This window comes from Sorangiineae bacterium MSr11367 (assembly GCA_037157805.1).
Classification (GTDB): Bacteria; Myxococcota_A; Polyangia; order Polyangiales; family Polyangiaceae; genus Pendulispora; species Pendulispora rubella.
In genome coordinates this window covers 5,863,271-5,885,568 of the sequence record CP089983.1, presented here as the reverse complement: position 1 = coordinate 5,885,568, position 22,298 = coordinate 5,863,271, and the positions used below count along the sequence as shown (strand labels likewise).

15 protein-coding genes and 1 tRNA gene are annotated in these 22,298 nt (G+C 67.2%); 8 read left to right on the top strand and 8 right to left on the bottom strand.

Annotated features, from left to right (window positions below; all coding sequences use genetic code 11):
* The first annotated feature begins 13 nt into the window (after positions 1–13).
* The 3 genes from LVJ94_22390 to mukB are packed head-to-tail and all read left to right on the top strand — an operon-like array spanning position 14 to position 6,617.
* Positions 14–1,339, top strand: a complete 1,326-nt coding sequence (locus LVJ94_22390) for a condensin subunit MukF (GenBank protein ID WXB09964.1) — start codon at positions 14–16, stop codon at positions 1,337–1,339.
* Positions 1,336–2,157, top strand: coding sequence for a chromosome partition protein MukE (locus tag LVJ94_22385; protein ID WXB09963.1), 822 nt, complete (start codon positions 1,336–1,338; stop codon positions 2,155–2,157). The genes LVJ94_22390 and LVJ94_22385 overlap by 4 nt, the downstream gene beginning before the upstream one ends.
* The gene (gene mukB / locus LVJ94_22380) at positions 2,154–6,617 is read left to right on the top strand and encodes a chromosome partition protein MukB (GenBank protein WXB09962.1); all 4,464 of its coding nucleotides are present in this window, start codon (positions 2,154–2,156) and stop codon (positions 6,615–6,617) included. The genes LVJ94_22385 and mukB overlap by 4 nt, the downstream gene beginning before the upstream one ends.
* On the opposite strand, the gene dmeF is transcribed toward mukB, so the two are convergent.
* A complete protein-coding gene (dmeF, locus tag LVJ94_22375; protein WXB09961.1) occupies positions 6,608–7,522 on the bottom strand; it encodes a CDF family Co(II)/Ni(II) efflux transporter DmeF in 915 nt (304 codons plus the stop codon). The genes mukB and dmeF overlap by 10 nt on opposite strands.
* A gap of 20 nt (positions 7,523–7,542) precedes the next feature.
* Between dmeF and LVJ94_22370 the strand changes: the two genes are divergently transcribed.
* Positions 7,543–7,815 carry a metal/formaldehyde-sensitive transcriptional repressor gene (locus LVJ94_22370; protein WXB09960.1) on the top strand — a complete coding sequence of 91 codons (273 nt, stop codon included), beginning with the start codon at positions 7,543–7,545 and terminating at the stop codon, positions 7,813–7,815.
* Positions 7,816–7,822: 7 nt separating this feature from the next.
* Positions 7,823–8,989 (top strand): helix-turn-helix domain-containing protein, encoded by a 1,167-nt coding sequence (locus tag LVJ94_22365; GenBank protein WXB09959.1) that lies wholly within the window; start codon positions 7,823–7,825, stop codon positions 8,987–8,989.
* Here LVJ94_22365 and LVJ94_22360 read toward each other — a convergent pair.
* The gene (locus tag LVJ94_22360) at positions 8,973–9,629 is read right to left on the bottom strand and encodes an NAD(P)-binding domain-containing protein (GenBank protein ID WXB09958.1); all 657 of its coding nucleotides are present in this window, start codon (positions 9,627–9,629) and stop codon (positions 8,973–8,975) included. The two genes, LVJ94_22365 and LVJ94_22360, sit on opposite strands and share 17 nt — an antisense overlap.
* Positions 9,630–9,810: 181 nt before the next feature.
* Here LVJ94_22360 and LVJ94_22355 point away from each other — a divergent pair.
* Together LVJ94_22355 and LVJ94_22350 are read left to right on the top strand one after the other, a co-directional pair.
* Positions 9,811–9,883 (top strand) — tRNA-Lys (locus LVJ94_22355).
* A 46-nt stretch (positions 9,884–9,929) separates the two neighbouring features.
* A complete protein-coding gene (locus LVJ94_22350; GenBank protein WXB09957.1) occupies positions 9,930–10,481 on the top strand; it encodes a DinB family protein in 552 nt (183 codons plus the stop codon).
* Here the strand turns inward: LVJ94_22350 and LVJ94_22345 are convergent, their stop codons facing one another.
* On the bottom strand, positions 10,482–12,515 hold the full coding sequence (locus tag LVJ94_22345; protein WXB10742.1) for an NADPH-dependent 2,4-dienoyl-CoA reductase: 2,034 nt from the start codon (positions 12,513–12,515) through the stop codon (positions 10,482–10,484).
* A 55-nt stretch (positions 12,516–12,570) separates the two neighbouring features.
* On the bottom strand, positions 12,571–13,551 hold the full coding sequence (locus LVJ94_22340) for a D-glycerate dehydrogenase (GenBank protein WXB09956.1): 981 nt from the start codon (positions 13,549–13,551) through the stop codon (positions 12,571–12,573).
* A 47-nt stretch (positions 13,552–13,598) separates the two neighbouring features.
* Between LVJ94_22340 and LVJ94_22335 the strand changes: the two genes are divergently transcribed.
* A complete protein-coding gene (locus tag LVJ94_22335; GenBank protein ID WXB09955.1) occupies positions 13,599–14,963 on the top strand; it encodes a serine/threonine protein kinase in 1,365 nt (454 codons plus the stop codon).
* Positions 14,964–14,979: 16 nt separating this feature from the next.
* Here the strand turns inward: LVJ94_22335 and LVJ94_22330 are convergent, their stop codons facing one another.
* The 4 genes from LVJ94_22330 to LVJ94_22315 all read right to left on the bottom strand — a co-directional run bounded on the left by LVJ94_22330 (position 14,980) and on the right by LVJ94_22315 (position 21,529).
* Positions 14,980–16,008 (bottom strand): tetratricopeptide repeat protein, encoded by a 1,029-nt coding sequence (locus LVJ94_22330; protein WXB09954.1) that lies wholly within the window; start codon positions 16,006–16,008, stop codon positions 14,980–14,982.
* Between the two features lie 22 nt (positions 16,009–16,030).
* On the bottom strand, positions 16,031–17,134 hold the full coding sequence (locus LVJ94_22325) for a hypothetical protein (protein WXB09953.1): 1,104 nt from the start codon (positions 17,132–17,134) through the stop codon (positions 16,031–16,033).
* Positions 17,135–17,349: 215 nt separating this feature from the next.
* A complete protein-coding gene (locus tag LVJ94_22320) occupies positions 17,350–19,761 on the bottom strand; it encodes a CehA/McbA family metallohydrolase (protein ID WXB09952.1) in 2,412 nt (803 codons plus the stop codon).
* 151 nt (positions 19,762–19,912) lie between these two features.
* Entirely contained in the window at positions 19,913–21,529 is a 1,617-nt protein-coding gene (locus LVJ94_22315; protein WXB09951.1) for a hypothetical protein, read from the bottom strand.
* Positions 21,530–22,298: the final 769 nt, after the last annotated feature.

Below are 22,298 nucleotides of genomic sequence, written 5' to 3'. Positions count from 1 at the left end.
CGGTCTCCTGGCCGTGAATCCGAACCGCGTTCTTGCTTCGCTCGCCCAGCGCGGGCCATCGCTCGATCTTTCGACGCTGGACCTGTGCTTTCTCGCGGCGCTTCATCTGCAGGCCGAGAACGCGGCCCTGACGTCCTTCTCGGAGGAGCAGCTGGCGGACGTGTTCGAGCAGGTGGAGGCCGTGATGGCGGCCGCCGCCGAACCAGGGCAGCCCGCGAAGCAGCGACGCTCCACGCATGCCATTCGCAGGCTGCGCGAGCAGCGGATGATTGCGCGGGTCGACGGCGCCGGCATCGTTCGCGCGGGCGAATACGCGCTCACCCGCCTGGCCAACGGCATCATCGAATTTTTTCTCGAGGACGACACCCTCACGCGCGATAGCCTGACCGTGCTCACGCGCAGCCTTCTCGTGGGCCTGGGCGAGATCCTCACCGCCGCCAAGTCGGCGCGCACGGAGGAAGAGTGGCGCATGGGCGTCATCAGCCCGCTGCGCGTCACCATGGGCGATCTGGCCAACGGCATCGAGCGCCGGCAGTGCGGCTTCGACCTGCAGCAGGAGGACTTCCAGCGCGAAATTGCAGGGTTGCTCCACGCGGACTGGTTCGGGGCGGTGGCGCGATGCCAGGAGCTCCTCGAGTCGAGCAGCGGCACCTTGAGCGAGCTGAATCAGATCCTGCTGCGCGACACGCACCAATTGCAGTCGCTGCTTCAAGACGTCCAGGAGGTGGCCGCGGAGGCCGGGGTGGCCGATGCCGAGGGGGCGGCACGCACCGTGGTCGATCAGGTGGACCGCATTGCCGCCTGGGGATCGGCGCGGCAGCGAGCGTGGTCCGAGTATTACCAATACGTGCACCGCTACTTGCGCGATGTGGTTCGCCTGGATCCGGCGCGCACATTGACGCATCGCCTGCGCGAGCACTTGGCGGGAACGGCGGGCAAGCAGTTTGCGCTGACCTTGGCGAGTGCGCCGCCGATTCGTCTTCTGCGCGAGGTGGAGATCCCGCCGGAGGAGAAGCCGACCGTGCGCCGTCCGCGCAAGGAGCGCGAGCAAGGCCTCGCCGATGCGCCGGCGGAGAATCCGCAGGCGATTCTGGAGGAGCGCGTGCGCGGTGCGATCGCCGACGGGGCGCGTGCGCTGGGCACCGTCACGGAACGGGTCATCGCGGAGGTGGCGGAGGAGGAGCGCTTCGTCACCACCGGCCGCGTGGCGCAGGCTGTGGCCCGCTTGGGCGATCCGGAGGGGATGGCGGAGCGCGCGTGGGTGCCGATGCAGGATGGCCTCATGATCGAGGAATGGACGGTGCGCGTGGCCGCCGAGCCCGAGAAGGAGGCCTCGTGAGCTCGGACGGCAGCCCGCGGTTCGTGCGGCTCGAGGACGTCATCCTCGACGAGGCGTACCCCGACGTGGATCTCGCGCTGCGACGCGGGCGGCACATCGATCGGGACGACGTGGCCTGGTACACGTTCCTCGTCGACGCCGAGGATCATCTGGAGCCGCTGTACCGTCGCTTCGGGTGCGAGCTCATTCATCGAAGCGATGGCTATTTTTACCTGCTTCCCACGGGGGACGCGCTCGGCAAGCGTCACCTTTCGTCCGGCGAAATGCTGGTGGGGCAAGCGCTGACGCTTCTCTATTTGGAGCCGGCGACCCTCGAGCAGGGCGGCACGGTGACCCGCGAGCAGGTGCTCGGCCACCTGGCGGGCGTGGTGGGGGCCGATGCACTGGTGCGGGTGATGAACCCGAAGCGAAAAAAATACGACGAGCGCGTCGCCCAAGAGACGGTGCGAAACAAGGTCGCCGAGGCGTTGCGCCGCCTCGCCACCTTGGGCTTCGTGGAAGTCGTCGAGGAGGATCGCATTCGCTTGCGATCCGCACTGATGCGCTTCGCCGAGCCGGTCCGCGGAACGAAGGCCCCCGAAGCCGCCCTCGCGCGTCTGGTGGCCGAAGGCGAACTGGTTCTGGCCGAGGAGGACCCCTCGGAAGAAGAATCGGAGTCCGATTCGGAATCAGAGCCCAAATCCGAACCCACGTCGGAATCCGCGCCAGAATCCAAACCCGATTCGGAATCGGAATCGGAATCCGCGTCGGAGTCGGAATCCGAATCGGAGTCCGAGTCCGAGCCCGCCCCCGACGACGAATCGGGTGACCCATCATGATGCGGGCGCGGGCGACCGCGCTCGCCCTGGTGAACTGGAAGGGAGTCTTCTACGAGCGCTACCTCTTCGATCGCCACGTGACAGCGCTCGAAGGCGCCAACGGGGCAGGGAAGACGACGGTGATGATCGCCGCCTACGTCGTGCTCCTGCCGGACATGACGCGCCTGCGCTTCACCAACCTGGGCGAGAGCAGCGCCACCGGCGGCGACCGCGGCATCTGGGGGCGCCTGGGTGAGCAAGGCCGCCCGTCGTATGCGGCGCTGGAGATCGAGGTCGGGCCGAAGAAGTTCATCGCTGGCGTCCACCTCGAGCGAAAGGCGGAGCCCACCATCGTGCTCACGCCCTTCTTGATCAAAGACGTCGACCTCCAGGGCAGCCTGAAGGAACTCTTTCTCTTGTCGCGCGGCGAGCACGACGAGGTGCCCGAGCTCACGGAGCTGCGCGAGGGCGTGGCGCGCCTCGCCGGCAAAATCGACGTCTTCGCGACCGCCAAGGAGTACTTCGCCGCCTTGTTCGAGCACGGCATTACGCCGCTGCGGATGGCCACCGACGAGGACCGGAACAAGCTGAACGAGATGCTCCGCACGAGCATGACCGGCGGCATCTCGCGCGCGCTCACCACGGAGCTTCGTTCCTTCTTGCTCAAAGAAGAGAGCGGCCTCTCCGACACGCTGTCGCGCATGCGAGGCAACCTCGATGCGTGCAACCGGACGCGCACGGAGGTTCGCGAGTCTCGCCACCTCGAGCACGAGATCAGCGGCATCTTCGATGCGGGCCAGGCGATGTTCGCCGCCGCGGTGGCCGCGACCCGCGAGCGTGCCAACGAGGCCGCCGGGCGCCTGGAGGAGGCTCGCGCCGCCTCGGCGGAGGCCGCCCGCGGCGTGCGCGGCCTGGAGGCGGACATCGCCGAGGCGAAGCAAAAGCACGAGCTCTTTGCCGCCCGTCTCGCCGAAACGAAGCGCCTGCTCGAGGAGGCCCACGTTCGCGCCGGCAAGATGGCGCGCGCCCGCAGCGTGCACCTTCGCATCGCCGAGCTGGAACGCGAGCTCTTACGCAAAGCCGAAGACGCACGCACCGCACGCGAGGCCTACGAGGTCGCGACCAAGGCGCGTGAGGCGCGAAGGCTCGAACGCGATCGGGCGCGCGATGCCTACGATCGCGCGGCCACTGGCGTGGGCGATCTCGAGAAAGGCCTCGAAGAGCTCCACCGCAACGCGCATGCGCACCGCCGCGTGCGAAGCCGCTTCGAGGAGGCGCGCACCGCCCTCGGAGAGCTTGCGCTGGCCGAGGACGAACATGCCGTCGTGGGGGCCCTCGAGCGAACGCGCGCGCGCCTCGGCGAAGTCGACCTGGAGCGCTCGCGGCTCGACCGCGATCGCGAATCGGTCGCCGTGCGGCAGGAGGAATACGATCGCGCCCTTCGCGCGCTCGCCGCGCTCACGGCCGGTGCGGGCAACGCCGCGGCCGAAGGCGCCCACGACCGAGCGCGCGCCGCCCTCGCGCGGTTCGCCGACTTGAAGACGTCAGTCGAGCGGCCCACGGAGACGGCGGCCGAGCTGGCGCGCGCGCGGCGGCTGGCCGAGCAGCAGGCGAAGGCGCGCGCACGGGCGCTCGAGCTCTCCATCGAGCCCGGCCCCGACGAGGCGCCGGCGCACGCCGTCCAGCGACACCTCGACGCCACCGAGACCGAGCTTCGGGCCGCGGAAGACGAGCTGCGCACCGAATCGACGCGCCGCGAGGAGACGCAGCGCACGCTCCGTCGCCTGCGCGCGGAGGCCACCGAGCTCGCGCGGCGCGCCGAGCGGTGGGCCGCCGGCGCGCCCAAGCTGGAAGCGCTGGAAAAGCGCCTCGAGATGCCCCTTCGCCGCCGCGAAAGCATCGCGCCCGCGCGCGATCGACTCGCCTCGGACGCCGAGCGCGAGCGCGCCGCCCTGACCGAGAAGAAAGAGCTCCACGAGGCGCGCCTGCGCGAGGCCAACGCGCTCGACGCCGCCGGCGGCGCCTTCGATGCGGACCTTCTGAGCCTTCGCGACGAACTCGATGCGGAGCTGCTCGCGAGCCGCTTCGAGGAGCTCGACCCGGAGGAGGCGGCCATGCTGCAAGCGCAATTGGGGCCGCTGGAGAACGCGCTCATCGTCGACGATCCCGAGGGCGCGGCGGCGGCGTTGTCGAAGTACCCGCGCACCATGAACAGCGTTCTGCTGGTGAACGCGCACGCCGCGCTGGGGCTCGACGAGCGAAAGCCCACCCGGCGCGGCGACGATGTGTTCGTCCAGGAGTCCTTCGGCATCCGCGTGACACGCGTGCCGGACCATCCGTCGCTCGGCCGTCGCGCCCGCGAACGCCGCGCCGCCGAGCTGCGCCAGGAGGCCGTGGGCCTCGAGCGCGACATCGAGGCCACCCTTTCCCGGGCGCGCAGCCTCGACGAAGCCAAGCGCGACGCCGACGATCTCGCCGCCGATTGGTCGACCTTCGAGGGCGGCGATCCAAGCGAGGCCCTCGCGCAACTTCGCCACGAGATGGACACCCTCGCGCAGCTCGAGGACGAGGCCGAGTCACGGGTGCGCGCCCTGCGGCAGCGCGAGGGCGCGCTTCGAACGCGCATCGCCGCCCTGCGCGCGCTTCTCGGCGACGCGTACCTCCTGGCGCCGCCCGACTACGCCGCCCGCACCGCGGAGCTCGAGTCGCAAAGCGACGCCGTCGAGAGTGCGCGCGAGGAGCTGCGGCGCACCGAAGACGATCGCCGCACCTTGGCGGAGCTCGTGGAGGTGTTGCGTCACCCTCCGACCCTCGCGGCCGACGACGAGCGGGCCGCCTTGGAGGCGCGTCGCCGCGAGCTCGACGAAGAGCGCGATCGCCTGTTCGTGGCCCTGACCGCGCTGGCGGAGGTGGTGGAAAACCGCGCCGCCTTCCGCTTTACCGATGCCGAGCGCGCGTTGGCCGAGCAAAAGGCCATCGTGCCGGCGCTGGAGGAGCAGCGCAAGAACGCCCGCGCCGCCTTGGAGGCCGAGGAGCAGGCGCTCCGCGCGGCGGAAGCCGCGTGGGAGCGGGCCGCCACCGTGCAGCAGAAGGCCGATGCCGAGCACATGGCCGTTCGTGCGCACCACGAGCGCGCGGCGGTCGAACTCGCCGCGGAAGGCCTGAGCGATCTCTCCGAGGAAGCCGCCGCCGCGACGAACCGGCGCATCGCGGAGATCGAAGCCGAGCGCAAGGTCTTCGAGCACGAGGAACGCCGGCTGGCCACGGATCTGGCCCTGCTCGACGAGCGCCGTCTGCAGGCGCAGCGCGGCGCCACGTCGGCCGCATCGCAGGCCACCGCCGTGGAAAAAGAGGTCCTGCCGGCGCGCGAGCAGTGGACCCTTCTCGAGCGCGCCGCCTCGGAAGCCGGGGTCCTCTCACACGCCGTTTCGTCGCGGGTGGCCGTCTCGTACCGCGGCCGGTCGAGCGCCGACCTCTGGCCCGAGGCGCGCGGCAAGGGCGAGCTCCTGGTCGACCGCCTCCGCGGCTCGCGCGGCAACGCCGAAAGCGCGGCGCAGGTGGGCGAGTTCCTCGATGCCAATGCCTACCTCGACGCCTGGCTCACCGTGCGCGACGTTCTCAAGCGATGCCTCCCGCCCCAAGTAGCCGAGGTGGAGGACCCGCTGGAGGCGCTCCTGCGCTTGCGCGACCACCTTTCTCTTTTGGAAGAGCGCCTCGGTCGCCAAGAGACCGATCTGCGCGGCGCCTCGGAGGACGTGGCCCGCGGCATCGACGTGCGCCTCCGCCGCGCGAAGAGCCAAGTGCGAAGGCTGAATCAAAGTCTCCACGGTATCCGCTTCGGAAACGTCAGCGCCATTCGCGTGGAGATGAAGCGCATCGACAAGATGGAACAGATCCTCCGCGCCCTGCGCGAGGGCGCCGTCCAAGAGCTGCTCTTTCAGACGACCCTGCCCATCGAAGAAGCGCTCAACGAGATCTTCCGGCGCTACGGCGGCGGCGGCCGCACCGGAGGCCAGCGCATCCTCGACTACCGCGAATACCTCGAGCTGAGCGTGGAAATCCAGCGCAACAGCGCCGGAGCGCATGCCGCCTCGGGCAATGGTGAAGGCGCGCCCGGCTGGGAATCCGCCTCGCCCACGCGCCTTTCGACCGGGGAGGCCATCGGGGTTGGCGCCGCGCTCATGATGGTGATCCTCACCGAGTGGGAGCGCGATGCGAACCTGCTCCACCAAAAGCGCGAAACGGGCTCGCTGCGGTTTCTCTTTCTCGACGAGGCCAACCGCCTCTCGCAAGACAACCTCGGCGTCCTCTTCGACCTATGCCAGAACCTGGACCTGCAGCTGCTCATCGCCGCCCCCGAGGTCGCCCGCGCCGAGGGCAACACGACCTACCGCCTCGTGCGCCGCGTCGACGAATCCGGTCGCGAAGAAGTCCTGGTGAGCGGCCGTCGGGTGAAGGCGGCCGAGGCCCCTCAAGCTTGATGCACCTCGATGGTGACGTGGGCGAGCCCTTCGCGCTGCCGCAGCAGCTCGCCGTAGTCGAGCGGTGAACGCTGCTCCTCCGAGATGACCGTGGCCAGGCACGCCTGCGCATGCGGGCCCAGCTCCCACAGGTGAAGATCCACCACGCGCGTTCCCGGCACCTCCTCCAAGTGCTTCCGCACCCGTGCCGCGAGCTCCCGCGAAGGCACCATGTCGAGCAGCTGCTTCGCCGCCCCACGGCAAAGCCCCAGGCTCCACCGTGCAATTACAACGCCGCCCACCACGCCCATCAACGGATCGAGGAACCACCAACCCAGGTACCTGCCGCCCACCAGCGCGAAAATCGCGAGCAGGCTGGTGAACGCATCCGCGAGCACGTGCAGGTAGGCCGCGCGCAAATTGTGATCGCCATGATGGTGATCGTGATCATGGTCGTCATGATGATCGTGATCGTGGCCATGATCCAAAAGCTTGACGCTGGCGAGGTTTACCAGGAGCCCGACGATCGCGACGGGAAGCGCCTCGCCGAAGGCCACGGGCACGGGCGCGCGCAAGCGCACCGCCGACTCGTACATCATCCACAGAGCGACGACCGCCAGGAGAACGGCGCTCGTGTAGCCCGCCAGTGCGTGCACCTTGCCCGTTCCAAAGCTGAACACCGCTTCGCGTGAGCGCGTGCGCGCGAACCAGTAGGCAAACGAGGCCATGCCCAGCGCCCCGGCGTGCGTGGCCATGTGCCATCCATCCGCGGTGAGGGCCAGCGAATGGCTCCAATAGCCGACGAGAAGCTCGCCCACCATCATGAGGCACGTGAGCGCAACGACCCATCGCGTGCGCGTTTCGTGCTCCGAAGCCCGGGCGCCGTGGTCGTGTTCGTGACGGAGCCTATCGACCAAAGATACCATGGGGGGTATAGTATATGGCGATGGCCCACACAGCACGCAACAAAGTGAAGCTCCTGCAGCGCGTACGTCGCATCAAAGGCCAAATCGAGGCCGTCGAACGCGCCTTGGAAGAAGAGCGCGAGTGCGGCGAGGTGATGCAGCTGCTCGCCGCGTGCCGCGGTGCCATCGGGAGCCTCACCGCCGAGGTGCTCGAGGGGCACGTCCGCTCGCACATGGTGGATCCCGACGGCAAGAACGCCAAGTCGCGCGCCGCCCGCGAGCTGATCGACGTGGTGAAGACGTACATGCGATGATGCGTGGGTGACCGACGCACCGAATTCCCCGCGCCGCACGTTGGGTGACCTTTTGCGCAAGGCGCGCGTGCGCGCCGGCGCCACCCCGGAGGCCATCGCCGAGAGGGCAGGGGTCGGAGCCTCGTGGTACGGCTGGGTGGAGGAGGGCCGCAACATCGGCCTCTCCGCCACGGCGCTGCGTTGGATCTGCGACGCCCTCGAGCTCTTGCCGGGCCCGCGGGCGCGCGTTTTCGAGCTGGCGGGCCTGGGCAAAGCGCTCGCCCTCGCCACCGTCCGCGCCGAGCCGGTGCCCGCGAGCCTGCGCCGCTTGCTCGATGGTCTCGCGCTCTACCCGGCGTACGTGACCGGCCGGCGGCTCGACGTTCTCGCCTGGAACGAGGCCTGCGAAGCGCTCTTTCGCTGCTCCACCATCGCGCCGGAGCGGCGAAACTCGTTCGTGTTCCTCTTCACGCAGCCCGACGTGCGCGAGCTCATGGACAACTGGGAGGAGCAGGCCCGTGCGGCCGTGGAGGAACTGCGCGCGGCCATCGAAGCATCGCCGGCCGACCCATGGCTTCTCGAGGTGCCGGAGCTGCTCTTGCCGCGCAGCGCCGAGTTCCAAACTTTCTGGACGCACGAACCTTTGCAGCCGCTCCTGGCCTCGGGCCGAAAGGTCTTCAACAAGGGCGCCCTCGGCAAGCTGGTCTTCCAGGCCGAAAACCTGAGCACGCGCGACGCGCCGGATCTGTGCGTGCGCATCTACGTGCCGGACGAGGCCACGCAGCCGAAGGCGCAGGCGCTCCTCGCGCAGCACCGCCGCGATGCCCTGGCGAAGAAAAAGGCCGGCCAGTACGAGGTCGTGCGCACGCTCAAGGAGCACCTCGACGCCTGCTACGCGCGGGAGGTGCCCCTCGATGAATTGGCGGCGCTGGTCGGGATGAACAAGTTCGCCATGGTACGCGCCTTCACCGGCGAAGTCGGCTTCCCGCCGCATGCCTACCAGGTGCTTCTACGCATCCACCACGCGCGCCTTCTTCTTCGAGCGGGCACCACGGCGGCGGCGACGGCCACCGCGGTGGGTTTCGCCGATCAGAGCCACTTGAATCGCCACTTCAAGCGCATCGAGGGCATGACCCCCGGAGAATACGGTCGCCGAGCGCGCCGCCTTCACGAGGAACTCAGCGCACGACCTTGATGTTGAACGCCGCCGTCCCCAGCGACTTCATGAGCCGCAGCCAGAGCGGCAAGTACGACTCCGTTCCGCGTGCCGCGGTGATATCGCCCAGATCGATGAACTCCTTCCACCCGAAGGTCGCCAAAAGTTCCCGCACCGAGGCCTTGGCCGCGGCATCGTTTCCACAGAGAAACAGCGCATGGTCGCCACCGGCAATCGCGCGCGGATTCACCATGACGTCGACGTTGATCGTGTTGAGCGTCTTGACCACCCGCGTCTCCGGAAACGCACGCTGAATCTGCTCGCCCAACGAGTCTTTGCCCGCGAGCCCGAGAATGGGAAGTCCGTGATCCGGTGCTCCGAGCGGGTTCGCCACGTCGATGAGGATCTTGCCGCGCAGCGCCTCCGGCCCCGCGGCCTGCAGCGCCTCGAGCGACACCGCCCCGCTCGTGCAATTGAGAACCACCTCGCCAAAGCTTGCAGCCTCCGCGAACGTCCCGTGCGATGCACCCTTCGCGTTGCCGCTGGCGTTCTTCACCCACGCCGCTGCCTTCTCGTTCGTCGCCGACCGCGCGCCCATCTTCACGGCGTGCCCGAGCTGGACCAACTTGGTTGCCAGCGCCTCGCCCACCATCCCCGTCCCAATGATCCCGATGTTCATTCTTCGTTCCTCCGTGCTGGACCATGGGGCCGCGGCCGCACCCGCGGCTTGCACCTTCTTGAGCGCGCCTGCCGCTCGGCCCCCGCAAGATCGTTCAAGATCTCATTTGTTCAGGGGCTGAGCGACTTTCGGGTGGTGTTTCCGACCTGATGCGGCTAATAGAGTCCGCCGGTTGCGAAAAGGGCTGATAGCTCAGTCGGTAGAGCTGCGGACTTTTAATCCGTAGGTCGAGGGTTCGAGTCCCTCTCAGCCCACCCTGTTCGTGTGCGACTAGGACTGCTGCAGAAGCAGGTGAAGACCATGAACACGCTGGCTCTGTTTCGTGGCCTTGCGGCCAACAATGCTTGGTCGAATCTCCGCTTGCACAGGGTCTGTGCGCAGCTGTCGCGGGAGGAGTACGAGGCGGCTCGGACGAGTTTCTTTCCGTCCATCCCGGAGACGTTGAACCACATTCTGACGGTGGACTGGTACTACGTCGACGCGTTGGAACGGGGCGGGAAGGGGCGCAGCCTCTTTGCCGACCGGATGCCGTTTCGCGGCTTTCCCGAGGTCGCCGGGCTCGCGGCGGCGCAGCGGGCGTCGGACCTGCGGCTCGTCGCCTTCGTCGACCGGCTCACCGAGGCGGATCTTGCCACGAAAATCGAGCTCGAGCGCGTCGATCACATCCAGCGTGAAACGGTGGCCGACACGTTGCTGCACCTGTCCACGCACCAGATCCATCACCGCGGCCAGGTGCACGCCATGCTCTCGGGAACGTCGGCGAAGCCGCCGCCACTCGATGAGTACTTCATGAGCGAAGAGCTCCCGCTCCGCGAGGCCGAGCTGCGCGAGCTCGGCCTGCCCATCCGTTAGTTACGCCGAAGCCGCCAGCTCCGTCGCCTGCAGAATCGCCCGCTTCGCGTCGAGCTCCGCGGCCACGTCGGCGCCGCCGACCACCCGCACGCGAACCCCGCGCTGTTCCAGTTGCTCCTTCAACGCGCGCAGCGGCTCTTGCCCCGCGCAGATCACCACGTTGTCGACGGCGAGCACCCGAGGCGCGCCACGTACCGTGATGTGCAGCCCCGCATCGTCCACCTTGTCGTAGCTCACGCCGGGGATCATCTCGACGCCCTTGCCCTTCAACGCCGCACGGTGCACCCACCCGCTGGTGCGGCCGAGCCCCTTGCCGAGCGACTCCTTCTTTCGCTGGAGCAAGTACACCTTGCGTGTCGGCGGAGACTCCTGCCGCGCCACACCTTCGACACCGCCCGGCGCGTGCACCTCGGGATCCACGCCCCACTCGGCGAGCCACCGCTTCGCATCCAAGGTCGACGAGTGCGCGTGCGTGGCATGCGTCAAGTATGTCGCCACATCGAAGCCGATGCCGCCCGCACCCACGATGGCCACAGTCTTTCCGACCGGCTTCTCGTGCAGCAAAACATCGACATACGACAGCACCTTGGGATGCTCGATGTTCGGAATGCGCGGCATGCGCGGCGTCACGCCCGTGGCCAGCACCACCTCGTCGAAGCCCAAAAGTTCGTCCGCCGTCGCGCGCGTGCCCAGCTTCACCGTCACGCCGGACAACTCCAGCTGCCGCCGAAAATAGCGCAGCGTCTCGACGAACTCCTCCTTGCCGGGAATCTTCTTCGCCATGTTGAACTGGCCGCCGATGTCCGGCGCCGCCTCGAACAACGTCACCGCATGTCCTCGCCGCGCGGCCTCCACCGAGAAGGCCAGCCCCGCCGGTCCCGCGCCCACCACGGCCAGCCGCCGCGAACGACGCGCGGGCACCGCTGGCAAGAAGGAGCGCTCCGTCTCGCGGCAGGCCCGCGGATTCACCAGGCACGAGGCCGTCTTCATGCTGAAGGTGTGATCGAGGCACGCCTGGTTGCACGCGATGCACGTGTTGATCTCGTCCTCGCGCCCCGACGCCGCCTTGCGCACGAACTCCGGATCGGCGAGCAGCGGTCGCGCCATCGACACCATGTCGCAGGCACCGCGCGCGAGCAGCTCCTCGGCCACCTCGGGCCGATTGATCCGGTTCGTCGCCACCACCGGGATCCGGACCTCCTTGCGCAGCCGCTCGGTCACGAACGTGAAGGCCGCCCGCGGCACCGACGTGACAATCGTCGGCACCCGCGCCTCGTGCCAGCCGATGCCCGTATTGATGATCGTGGCCCCTGCCTTCTCGATGGCCTTCGCTTGGTAGACGACCTCGTCCCACGTGTTGCCGCCGTCGACCAGATCGAGCATCGACAGCCGATAAATCACGATGAAATCCCGCCCCACGGCCTTGCGCACCCGCTCGACGATCTCCACCGGCAACCGCGTGCGGTTCTCCACCGAGCCACCCCACGCGTCCGTGCGCCGGTTGGTGCGCCGGCAGGTGAACTGGTTGATGAAGTAGCCCTCCGAGCCCATGATCTCGACGCCGTCGTAGCCGGCGTCCCGCGCGAGCGCCGCCGCGTTGGCAAAGTCGTCGATCTGGCGGCGGATGCCCCGCTCCGACAGCGCCCGCGGTTTGAACGGGTTGATCGGCGACTTGATCGCGCTCGCCGACACCGACAGCGGGTGGTAGCTGTATCGGCCCGCGTGGAGCAGCTGCAGGCAGATTTTCCCGCCCTCCGCGTGCACGGCCAGGGTGATGGCCCGGTGCGGCGCCACCTCGCCAGGCGATGAGAGCTTGGACGCGAAGGGGTAAAGCCACCCTTCGCGGTTGGGCGAAAAGCCGCCCGTCACCATGATGCCGACCCCACCGCGTGCCCTCGCCGCGAAGTACGCCGCCAACTTATCGAAGCGCGCGCTCCGATCCTCGAAGCCGACGTGCATCGATCCCATGAGCACGCGATTTCGGATGGTGGTGAACCCCAGATCGAGAGGTTCCAGAAGGCGCGGGTACTTCACGGTGTCGGTCATGGCACCCTCCATGGTAGCTGCGGCGGCGGTTATTGTCTTTAAGTCAGTAGCGCACCACATTCGGTGGATTTCCGTCCTGGAAGAACGCCACCAGGTTCTTCGCCGCCGTTTCGGCCATGGCCACGCGGGTGGCGAGGTCTGCGCTGGCGATGTGGGGCGTGAACACCACGTTTTTGCAGGCCAATAATTCTGTGTCGATCGACACAGAAGTGGTGCTCTCGCGGGCGAACACATCCAGCCCGGCCGCCCCCAGCGGTCCCTCGCGCAGGGCCGCGGCCAGCGCCGCCTCGTCGACGCAGGCCCCCCGTGCCGTGTTAATCAGAATGGATCCGGGCCGCATCGTTGAAAGAAGCTTCGCGGACACCAGGTTTTTCGTCTCTTCGGTGAGCGGGCAATGCAGGGAGACGATGTCGGACTGCGCGAACAGCTCCTCCATCGACACGTACGTTGCGCCCAGCGCTTGCTCCAGGTTCGGATTCAAGCGCGACCTCTGCGTGTAGAGTACATGCATCCCGAAGCCGCGCGCGCGCCGGGCCATGGCCTGGCCGATCCGCCCGAACCCCACGATGCCCAACGTCGAGCCATGCACCGGGGCGCCGACCAACGTATCGAAGCGAAACCCCTGAAAACCGCCCGAACGAACCATGCGATCGCCCTCGGCAATGCGGCGCGAGGCGGCAAGCAAAAGCCCGAAGGCCAAATCGGCCGTGGCCTCCGTGAGCACGCCCGGGGTGTTCGTCACCACGACGTTGCGTGCGGCGCAAGCGGCGAGGTCGATATTGTCCGTTCCAACGGCCACATTGGCGACGAGGCGCAGGGCGGGGAGGCGCTCGAGCAGGGCCGCGTCGACCCGATCCGTCAGCAGCGTCATGATGGCCGCGAACGAGGCCCCTTCCGCGAGGAATTCTTCGTCGCGCACACCGACGCCTGTCTTCCCCAAAACGACGATTCCAGCCTCTTGGACCTGCTCGACGGCGCGGCCGGGGAGGGGGCCGCTGATGAAAATGCGCGGGTCGGATCTCATGCGGCCCACAGTACGGTATGATTCACGCTGGGACGAAAGATCCAAGCATGGCCATGCAACTGCCGAATGAAACGTTTCCCGCGGGAACCGTCCTCCTCGGGAAGTACCGAGTCGAGCGGTTGCTCGGTCACGGCGGCATGGGCATGGTGGTCGCAGCGCTCAATCTAGATCTGGGGCAGCACGTTGCGCTGAAGTTCATTCGTGCCGAGCAGGTGCACCGCCCCGCCCTCGTCGAGCGCTTCATGCAGGAGGCGCGCGCGGCGAGCCGATTGCGCAGTGAGCACGTGGCCCGGGTGATCGACGTGGGCAAGCTCGAAACGGGCTCGCCGTACATGGTCATGGAGCTCCTCGAGGGGCGCGACCTGAAGATGGTGCTGGCCGAGGACGGTCCTCTGCCGCCGGCGGTGGCCATCGACTACGTGCTCCAGGCCATCGATGCGGTGGCCGAGGCGCACCAACTCGGCATCGTGCACCGCGATCTCAAGCCGGCGAATCTCTTTTTGGCCAACCGCGCCGACGGCGAGCGTGTGGTCAAGCTGCTCGATTTCGGCATTTCCAAGGCGCAGAACGCGCTCGACGAGTCGGGCGATCGCCTGGCCATGACCGGCACGACGGCGTTCTTGGGCTCACCGGCTTACGCATCGCCGGAGCAATGCCGCTCGCCGAAGGACGTCGACGGGCGCACGGACATTTGGTCGCTCGGGGCCATTCTGTACGAGCTCATGACCGGCCAACGGCCCTTTCAGGCGCAGTCCGAGGCGGAAATGGTTGCCGCGGTGCTGCTGCAGCAGCACGTGCCGCTGCGCGCGTGGATGCCGCACGTGCCGCCGGTGCTCGACGAGGCGATTTCGCGGTGCTTGCGCAAAAATCCGGACGAGCGCTTTGCGACGGTGGCCGAACTCGCGGTGGCCATTGCGCCATTTGGGACGGGGCACGCCAACCGCAGCGTGGAACGTGCCGTGCGCCTCACGGGTTACAAGCTGCCGCCCAATGCGACGTCGTTCACGCAGACGCCGTTGACGGTGGGGATGCAGACCCACTCCGCCGTTTCGGCGGTCACGGCATCGGGCCAAAAGAAGCGTTTTCCATGGCCGGTGGCCGTGGCCATCCTCGTCGGCGTCGTGGTGGCGCTCTCGGTGGTCGGTGCGGTGGTGGCCGTGTTCGCGAAGAAGCACGAGCCGGCACCCGCGACGCATGCAGCGCCCTCGGCGTCGTCGCCCGCGTCGGTCATCACCGTGGAGCCTCCCGCACCACCGCCGCCGCCGGCATCGGCATCGGCGCAGCAAGCCCCGGAGCCTCCGCCCGCCGCGTCGGTGGCGAAGGAGAAGACGGAGAAGCCGGCCACGCCGCGCCCGCGTCCGACGCAGGAGACGAAGGACCTCAAGGAAAGCGTCCTCAAGTCGCGTCAGTAAACGCGACAGACGCGACTCAGAAACGGCCGTGCGCCATCAGGCCGGCGGTGCCGCTGCGCGCATCCCCCATCGGGACGATGCCCACGCCCGCGCCACGCTCCGACGAGGGCGCGGTAAACCAGAGAACCCCCGCGCCAGCCAGCGCCACACCCCCCACGATGAAGGCCGCGGTGGCCACGTTGGCTTGGCTTCGCGCGTCGTTGCCCTTGTCGACGCTGTCGCGCGGGCAGCCATTGGGCTGGCATTGATCCTTTGCGTCGGACCACTTCGAATTCGCGCTGAGCGCAAAGAAGGTGCCCGCACCGAGCCCCACCACGCCCACGCCGGCCGCCACCACGGCGAGCGTCCGTTGTGTCGACCACGTCTTGGCCGGGGGCGGGGGAGATACGGGTTCGTTCGTCGCCGCGGGCGCCGGTCGCTCGGCGTCCTTGGTCGGCGCCGGTGGTGGCGCTGCGGCGGCCGCGGTCGCCCAGAGCGGATCGTTCTTGTCGGGAACCTGCACCTCGGCGCTCGTGGACGGTGCAACCTTCACGCTGGTCGACCACACCGGCCTTCCGCCGATTTCGACATCCACGGTGTGCTCGCCCGCATCGACGGGCACCGCGCTCCCCAGCATGGCCATGTCGAGCACGACCCCGTCGCGCTTGACCACCGCACCGGACGGCAGCCCATTCGACTTGACCGAAAGCTTGGCCAGCTTCGGCAAAAGCGCCTTCGCGTGGTCGCGTGCATACCGTTCGCGCTCGCGTTGGTTCTCGCGTGCCGCCATCTCCGAGGCCTCCACGTAGCGCGCCCACGCACTCGCCGTCTGCCCGTTGGCCTCGTAGCAGTCGGCCAGGTTGAGCGCCGTGCCCGGCCTGGGCTCGAGGCGATGGCTGCTCTGAAACTTCGCGCACGCCTCGGCAAAGCGGCGCTGCTTCATCAGCGCCTGCCCCTCGTCGAACAGCGCCTGCGCCGAAGCCGCATCCCCCGTTTGCGCCCAGGCCATGGAAGCCACCGAGCTGGTGCCCAACGTCACGGCACACACCGCAAGCACCAACCTCATGCGCGTCTGCATGCGCGAATGTTCAACGGTAGACGGCGACATTGTCAATGCGCCAGCCGCTCCCCGCAGCCGTGCCGCTGCCATCGTTTCCCCAGCGCCATCGCAGGGTCACCTTCTTTCCCGCCAATTTTGGCGGAAGATTGGCGACCGTGGTGACGTAGCCCCCGGAGTTTCCGGTCCACGCATTTCGGCCGGCGAGGGGGGGCCGGACGCCGAACCCACTGGTGATCATGCCCGTGTAGCCGGCCGACGAAAAGCTCCCGCCCGCGGCCTCGATGTCCACCCAGGCCCCGTCCTCGACTTGAATCTCCAGTACGGCGCCGTCGTACCCGGCCTCCGCCATGTAGGCGTGACGAAACTTCACCTGCGGGTTTTCACCCACGATCGCAATCGCAGGGCTCACCAGCGCCATGTCGAGCGTGGTCGCCGCTCCGGAGACGCGCGCACAGTTCGGTGCCGAGTCGGCGCCGTCGTTGGACACGTGCCAGAGGGTGCTGCCGGAGGCCGTGATGAGGGCCACCTTCCAGCCCGACGGAAGCACCGGCGAGGCGTCGAATCCCTCGACGAACGAATCGATGCAGCGAATGGGCACGACCACGTCCGCTTCGTCCATCACGCCGCTTCCACCCGTCACGGTGCATTGCTGGTTGCTCGGCTGCGACGCGATCGTCACCGCGTAGCTCTGTCCTTTTCGCAGTGGCGGGAAGGCCTGCACGCCGTCGCGTTGCACCACCAAGGTGTCGACGCCGTTCGACAGGGCCAAAGATCCCATCAAGTCGCGCACCTCGGCATTCACGGTGAAGCCGAGGGTGGTGCACACCACGACGACGTTGGTCACGTCTTGCCCGTCGCCCGTGCCCACGGAGTTGGCCACCACGCAATTTTGGACCGGCGAACGGGGCGGTGATTTCACCGTCACCGCGTAGCTCTGGCCTTTGCGGATCGGAAACTCGAACGATGTGGCACCGGGCTCGGGGTACACCTCGTCACCGGATGCGTTCGTCAGCACCAAACCCGAGCCGGCGAGGCCCGAGATCGTCCCCAGGATCTTCCGGTCCGCATCGAGCCCCGCCTGAGACGACGACGTGTCCCACGACAGCATGCACGCGCTTGTGCATGCAAGCATCAGCGCTCCCCCGCTACGAAAGAAAGCCCTGCACAATGGGAGTACTGCACCCATGTCTACGTTCCCCCTTCGACGCGTACGCGAGCATCCAAACCCTCATGCCTCACGTACCCTTTTCCACCAACCTAGCTCCATGGATGAATCGTTCCAAGCTCGAGATCGCGTGAGCTTCGCGCTTCTGTAGGCAAAGAAGCGTCATTCGGGGTGCGCTGTGCTCAGTGTTTCGAGGGGACGTTCACGCGACCATCGCCGTCGGCATCGACGTAGACGAGCCCAGAAAAACCGATGGCGCGTGCATTGGGGTTCGGCAGCACGTCGCCGAGTGGCGTGCGTGCTTCGGCCCACGCGAGGATCGTTGCATCGGTGTCCACTCCTTTCACGATCGTCTCGCGCTCGAAGCGCAGACCATCGCGCGCAGGGCCCGCGGGGAAGTGCTGCACGGGCTCGTCGTCGCGCCACACCTCGATCGTCTCGACGGGCACCCAGGCCGGTGCAAAGACGCGCACCTTGACGCGAAGCTCGTTCTTCGCGTTCGGCCGAACGACGGAACCGGGCGATTTTCCCTCTACGGTGAGCACCACCAAGGGCCCAGAGCTCACCGTCGTGTCGCCCGTGAGCATCGCATCGATGGTGCGCACCGCGCGATCGGCGGCCGCGCCGGAAGGCGTGTGCACGTACGTTCGCGGGTAGCCCGCCTCTTCGTACAGCAGCCGATGCGAGTCGCTGTTTCCCGTGGCGATGGGCCGCCGGCCGCGCCGCGCGAGTGCGACCAAGTCACGTGCCCCCTCGCGCACGCGATCGGGGCTCTCGATCCAAAAGCCGTTGTACGCTTCCAGCGCGTCGAAGTCGTCGGCGAAGTCCGCATCGGCGCGCCCCGTCGCCGCATCGAGGTGCGCGAGATCGAAGTACCCGATGTTCGGCGGCATGCGCGCATGGTTCACTTGCACCACGCGCGCACCTGCGGCCCGCGCCTTGGCGAAGAGCTCCCTCGGGAGGATCTCGTAATACGGCGGCGTTGCTTCTTCGGGGGCCGCGTCGCCCGCCGCCGGCAATGGAAAAGCGTTGAAATGCCCCCACACCCGCGCGCCCGCCGAGGTGATCTCCGCCCCGGGCACGGTGGCGAGCCGCGAGGTCAGGTTCAATTCGCGCGCCACCGGCTCGTAGTCGGTCACATGGTTGTGATCCGTGGCAACCGCCAGGTCGACGCCTTCGCACGTGAGGCTTGCGAGCCTCGCGTGCAGCGAGACCGACGAATCGTGGCTCGGCTCCGAGTGCAAGTGGAAGTCCGCCGCCGTCCACTCGTGCGTGTCGACCACCGCCGTCAGGCGATCGGCCACGGTTTGCTCACCGCCGGGTGCGACGTCGATCTCTTTGCTCGAGAGCGAATACGTCGGACCGTGCGTCGCCGTCACCTTGTACCTGCCCGGCGCGAGGTGCACCGTCCCCGATCCATCGAGCAAGTACACGGAGCGTCCGCCGGCGTACGCCCGCCCCGTCACCTCGGGCGTGGGATCCGGCGTGCCCTCCAGGCCGCGGAAGATCACGTGAACCGGCACGGGCGCGTCGCGCCCATCGATGAAACGCAACGCCACGCGCCCCGATGGGATGGAGAGCAGCGCGGGCGATGCCGCCTCTGCGATGGGCACGGCGCGAGATGCTGGCACGCCATCGGCGTCCCGCACGGTGAGCGTCTCTCCGAGCCCCTCGGTCAGCTTGAGGGTGCGCGGCCCACCCGCGGGAAGTACACCACTGGCGAGGACCCGATCGGCGTTGTCGCGCACGGCGAGAAATCCCGGGCGCCCATCGGCGAGCCCGATGCGGGCCGTGCGCGTCGCGAAGGGAAGGGTACCCAACGCGTCGAGCGCGTCACCGTGCACCACATGGAGGATCCGTGTCGCCTCCGCACCTTCATGGAGCAAGGTGATGGGCGCTGGCGAGATCGTCCCCGTGGCGCGGACGCGCCGGCTTCGCGCACGCATTCCGGTCGCTTGCAGCGCGACACCGATGCCATACCCCGCGAGCACCACGAAGCGCGTGGTCTCGTCTCCCTGCCACTCGGCGCCCACCCGATCGATCACCGCGTCGGCAGGGCCCGGGTTCAAATCGTCCGCGAGGGTCGCGCCCGCCGGCAATCCCGTGGCGGACGTCGTCACGCGGTAGCCCCCGTCCGCGAGCGCGCAAAGATCCGTCGCGAGATGAACCGCGTCCACGTCGCCCTCGATGTGCACCCCATCGCTGCCCTCGGGGCACTTCCGCGGGCTCACCTCGGTCGCGATCAGCGGGTGCAGCTTCTGCCCGGAATCGACCCATGCGGCGCGCCACCACAAGAGAGGATCCGACGGTCCCGCGCCGGCGAGCCCCACGTCGAGGATCGAACCGCGCAGCGGGCGATGGTTGGGAAGGTCCGCCACCGCGGCCACCGTGATCGACGTGTCGCGGGTGCCGTGAAGAACGAGGTCCCCCCGACGTCCGTACACGCGGGGCGCGGTTCCTGGCCTATCGAGCGGCTCCACCCGCGCCTCGACGTGTTCGAGCGGCGTCGCCTTCGTCCCCCGGCAGCCGCCGCAGCCTGGAAGTCCCGCACCAAGCACGAAAAGCGCAGCCAGCAAGGGAAGGCGCGTGCTCATGGCCCGCGAGGCTACCGCCGAAGCCCTTCACCGTCATGAACTCCGTGCAACTCGAGCGTGACGGATATCCAAATACAAAAAGAGGATAGAACGAATCCCAGCGGGGGGATTCGTTCTTCCTCGATGTTCGATTCGTTCTTCTACGCCGGAACTACTTCCCGCCGTTCAGCGGCAGCACGCCGCGGAGCGTGCCTTGCGTAATCGTGAGAAGATCCGTAATCGCCTTGGCGAGATCCGGGGTCACGCCCGTGATCTTCGTCAGGTCCGGCACCTTCAGGTCGAGCGTCTTCGACAGGTCACCGAACAGCTTGATCACGCCGGAAAGTGCGGCATCGAGGTTGCCCGACACCGATCCGCTGGCGTCGAGGTTCACGTCGGCCACCGCCTTGAGGGCAGCTTCCAGGCTCGCATCGAGTGTTCCGCTCAATTTGCCCTCGACGGTGCCGGTGGCGTCGAAGCTGGCCTTGATGACGCCGTCGATGGTTGCCTTTGCGGTTCCCGCGAGGGTGCCGAGCAGCGAGGTGACGAGACCACCCGTGCCGGACGCCGAGCCCTTGATGCTTCCCGTGATTTCACCCACGAAGTCCGCGCGGGCTTGCGCAATGCCTGCCGCATCGACCGCGCCCGAGATGGATCCCTCGAGCTTCGCCGTGGCCTCGAGCGCTGCGCTCAAGGTGGCGTTGAGCGAACCTTCGGCGCTGCCACTCGCCTTGATGACGGCTTCGATGGCCTTCGCCGTGAGGTTGGCCTCGAGGCTGGCCGCCGCCTTGAGCGAGGCGAAAATCGCCCCTTCGAGCGAGGCTTTGAGCTCCGCCGACGCATTGACCGCCGCGTCCAGCGAAGCCTTGAGGGAGGTCTGCAACGACGCGTGGAACGTCAGGTTCGCCGCGGCGTGCGCTTGCGCAGAGAGTTCCGCCACGGCCGATCCGGAGATCGAGCCCGTTGCCTTGAGGGCAGCGTCCAAGCTCGCGGAGATCTGTGCCGACGCTTTGGCCGCCGCGTCGATCGAGCCTTTGGCCTCCAGAACCGCATTGAGCGCCTGCGCCGCACTGGCCTCCAGCTCGCCCAGCGCATTCACGTCCAGGCTCACGCCCTGGCTCGAGATGGTGAGGGCTTGGGCATGCGACGCCACCACCGCGGCTTTGGCCACCGCGTGAATGATCGCTTTGGCGTCGGCGCCCGCAGAAATCGCCGCCGAGAGCGACGCTGCGAGATCGGCGCTGACGAGCGCGCGCACCTCGGCTGCAAGGCTTGCACTGAGCGAAGCCGAGCCAGAGAGTGCCGCGGAAAGCGAGCCAGAAATATCGATGAGCGTTTGCGCTTCAATCGATGATTCGGTCGATATCGGCGCCGCCAGGACCACTTGTCCTGCAGCTTTTCCTGCTGCTTCGAGAATGGACGACCCTACGATTTTGCCGGATGCGTCGAGTGCTTGCACGATGAGCACTTTCGCATCCAGCGGAAGTTTTGCGGTAAATCCACCACTGGCGTCGAGCGTAGCGGTGACCACACTGGTCAACTCACCCGCGGCACCGAGTTTGGAAATGTTGATGGTTTTGGCTACGTCCAATGTTTTCGATCCGGCCAAACCCAGATCGACGCTTCCCGAACCATCGGCCGTGATGTGGCCATTCACGATCGAGAGAGCGGAATCTCCCGTTTTCGTGTCTTTTCCTGTATCCGAATCGTCCGACCCTGAAGAGCAACCGGCCACGGAAACTCCGAGAACCAATGCCAGCATGCTCCACGCCGAAGAAATCTTCTTCATGAGTTCGCTCCTTAATTGGGCGTTAAGTTGAATCTCAGGGGTTAAAACTGCCTATCACCAGCGATGTCCCGCCGCGCCATTCCAGCGAACTGCTTGCGAATGATCCGGCGATCATGGTCCGCGCCTCGAGCGGCCCATTCGCTGATTCAATTGTCTGCGTAATGCGTAGTTATCCGACTTCGTGAATTCGTCGTGGTGTTGTGAATTGCACGCTGCGTGCCTCGCCGCTCGGGCCAATCCAATCGGTAAACTGGGATTGTCGAGCAGCCGCAACGTGACATTCGGATGATCACGAATGACGGACAATTGCTGTCAGCCGTTACAAAATTATCAATGACCAACATGTCGACCAATGACCGACATGTACTGCTCTCGCTCTGCAGCCGATGGCACGTATGCGCCATTCCGGTGGGCCATCCCGTAGGAAGGTGACTCCACCTCGAGCGGCGCTCGGATGTGCCTTCAGCATGCCGAACGACTGTCCACCCAACCTAGCTCGGTGCGGCAGAAACGCAACCGCAACACGACACTATGAGTGCGAAAATATTTTTACACTTCCTACCGGTGGAAGCCTGATCGCGCTGTCACGCACGGCTCTTCCTCCATCGATAGCAATCTTCATCATCATCGGATCCAAGCTCCCGTCGTCCGTCGGAACGGAGCGAACGTCTTTTGTAACGAACAGCGTGAGCTTGGATGCCGGTTCCAAACGGATCATTCATGCGTGAAACATCCGCCCAAAGGATGCTTGCACGTACATGAACGATGG

Coding starts and splice junctions, on each gene's coding strand:
- dmeF (WXB09961.1), bottom strand. CDS start 7,522: ATGGTATCTTTGGTCGATAGGCTCCGTCACGAACACGACCACGGCGCC.
- LVJ94_22320 (WXB09952.1), bottom strand. CDS start 19,761: ATGAGCACGCGCCTTCCCTTGCTGGCTGCGCTTTTCGTGCTTGGTGCG.
- LVJ94_22350 (WXB09957.1), top strand. CDS start 9,930: ATGAACACGCTGGCTCTGTTTCGTGGCCTTGCGGCCAACAATGCTTGG.
- LVJ94_22340 (WXB09956.1), bottom strand. CDS start 13,551: ATGAGATCCGACCCGCGCATTTTCATCAGCGGCCCCCTCCCCGGCCGC.
- LVJ94_22330 (WXB09954.1), bottom strand. CDS start 16,008: ATGAGGTTGGTGCTTGCGGTGTGTGCCGTGACGTTGGGCACCAGCTCG.
- LVJ94_22335 (WXB09955.1), top strand. CDS start 13,599: ATGGCCATGCAACTGCCGAATGAAACGTTTCCCGCGGGAACCGTCCTC.
- LVJ94_22315 (WXB09951.1), bottom strand. CDS start 21,529: ATGAAGAAGATTTCTTCGGCGTGGAGCATGCTGGCATTGGTTCTCGGA.
- LVJ94_22325 (WXB09953.1), bottom strand. CDS start 17,134: ATGCTTGCATGCACAAGCGCGTGCATGCTGTCGTGGGACACGTCGTCG.
- LVJ94_22360 (WXB09958.1), bottom strand. CDS start 9,629: ATGAACATCGGGATCATTGGGACGGGGATGGTGGGCGAGGCGCTGGCA.
- LVJ94_22370 (WXB09960.1), top strand. CDS start 7,543: ATGGCCCACACAGCACGCAACAAAGTGAAGCTCCTGCAGCGCGTACGT.
- mukB (WXB09962.1), top strand. CDS start 2,154: ATGATGCGGGCGCGGGCGACCGCGCTCGCCCTGGTGAACTGGAAGGGA.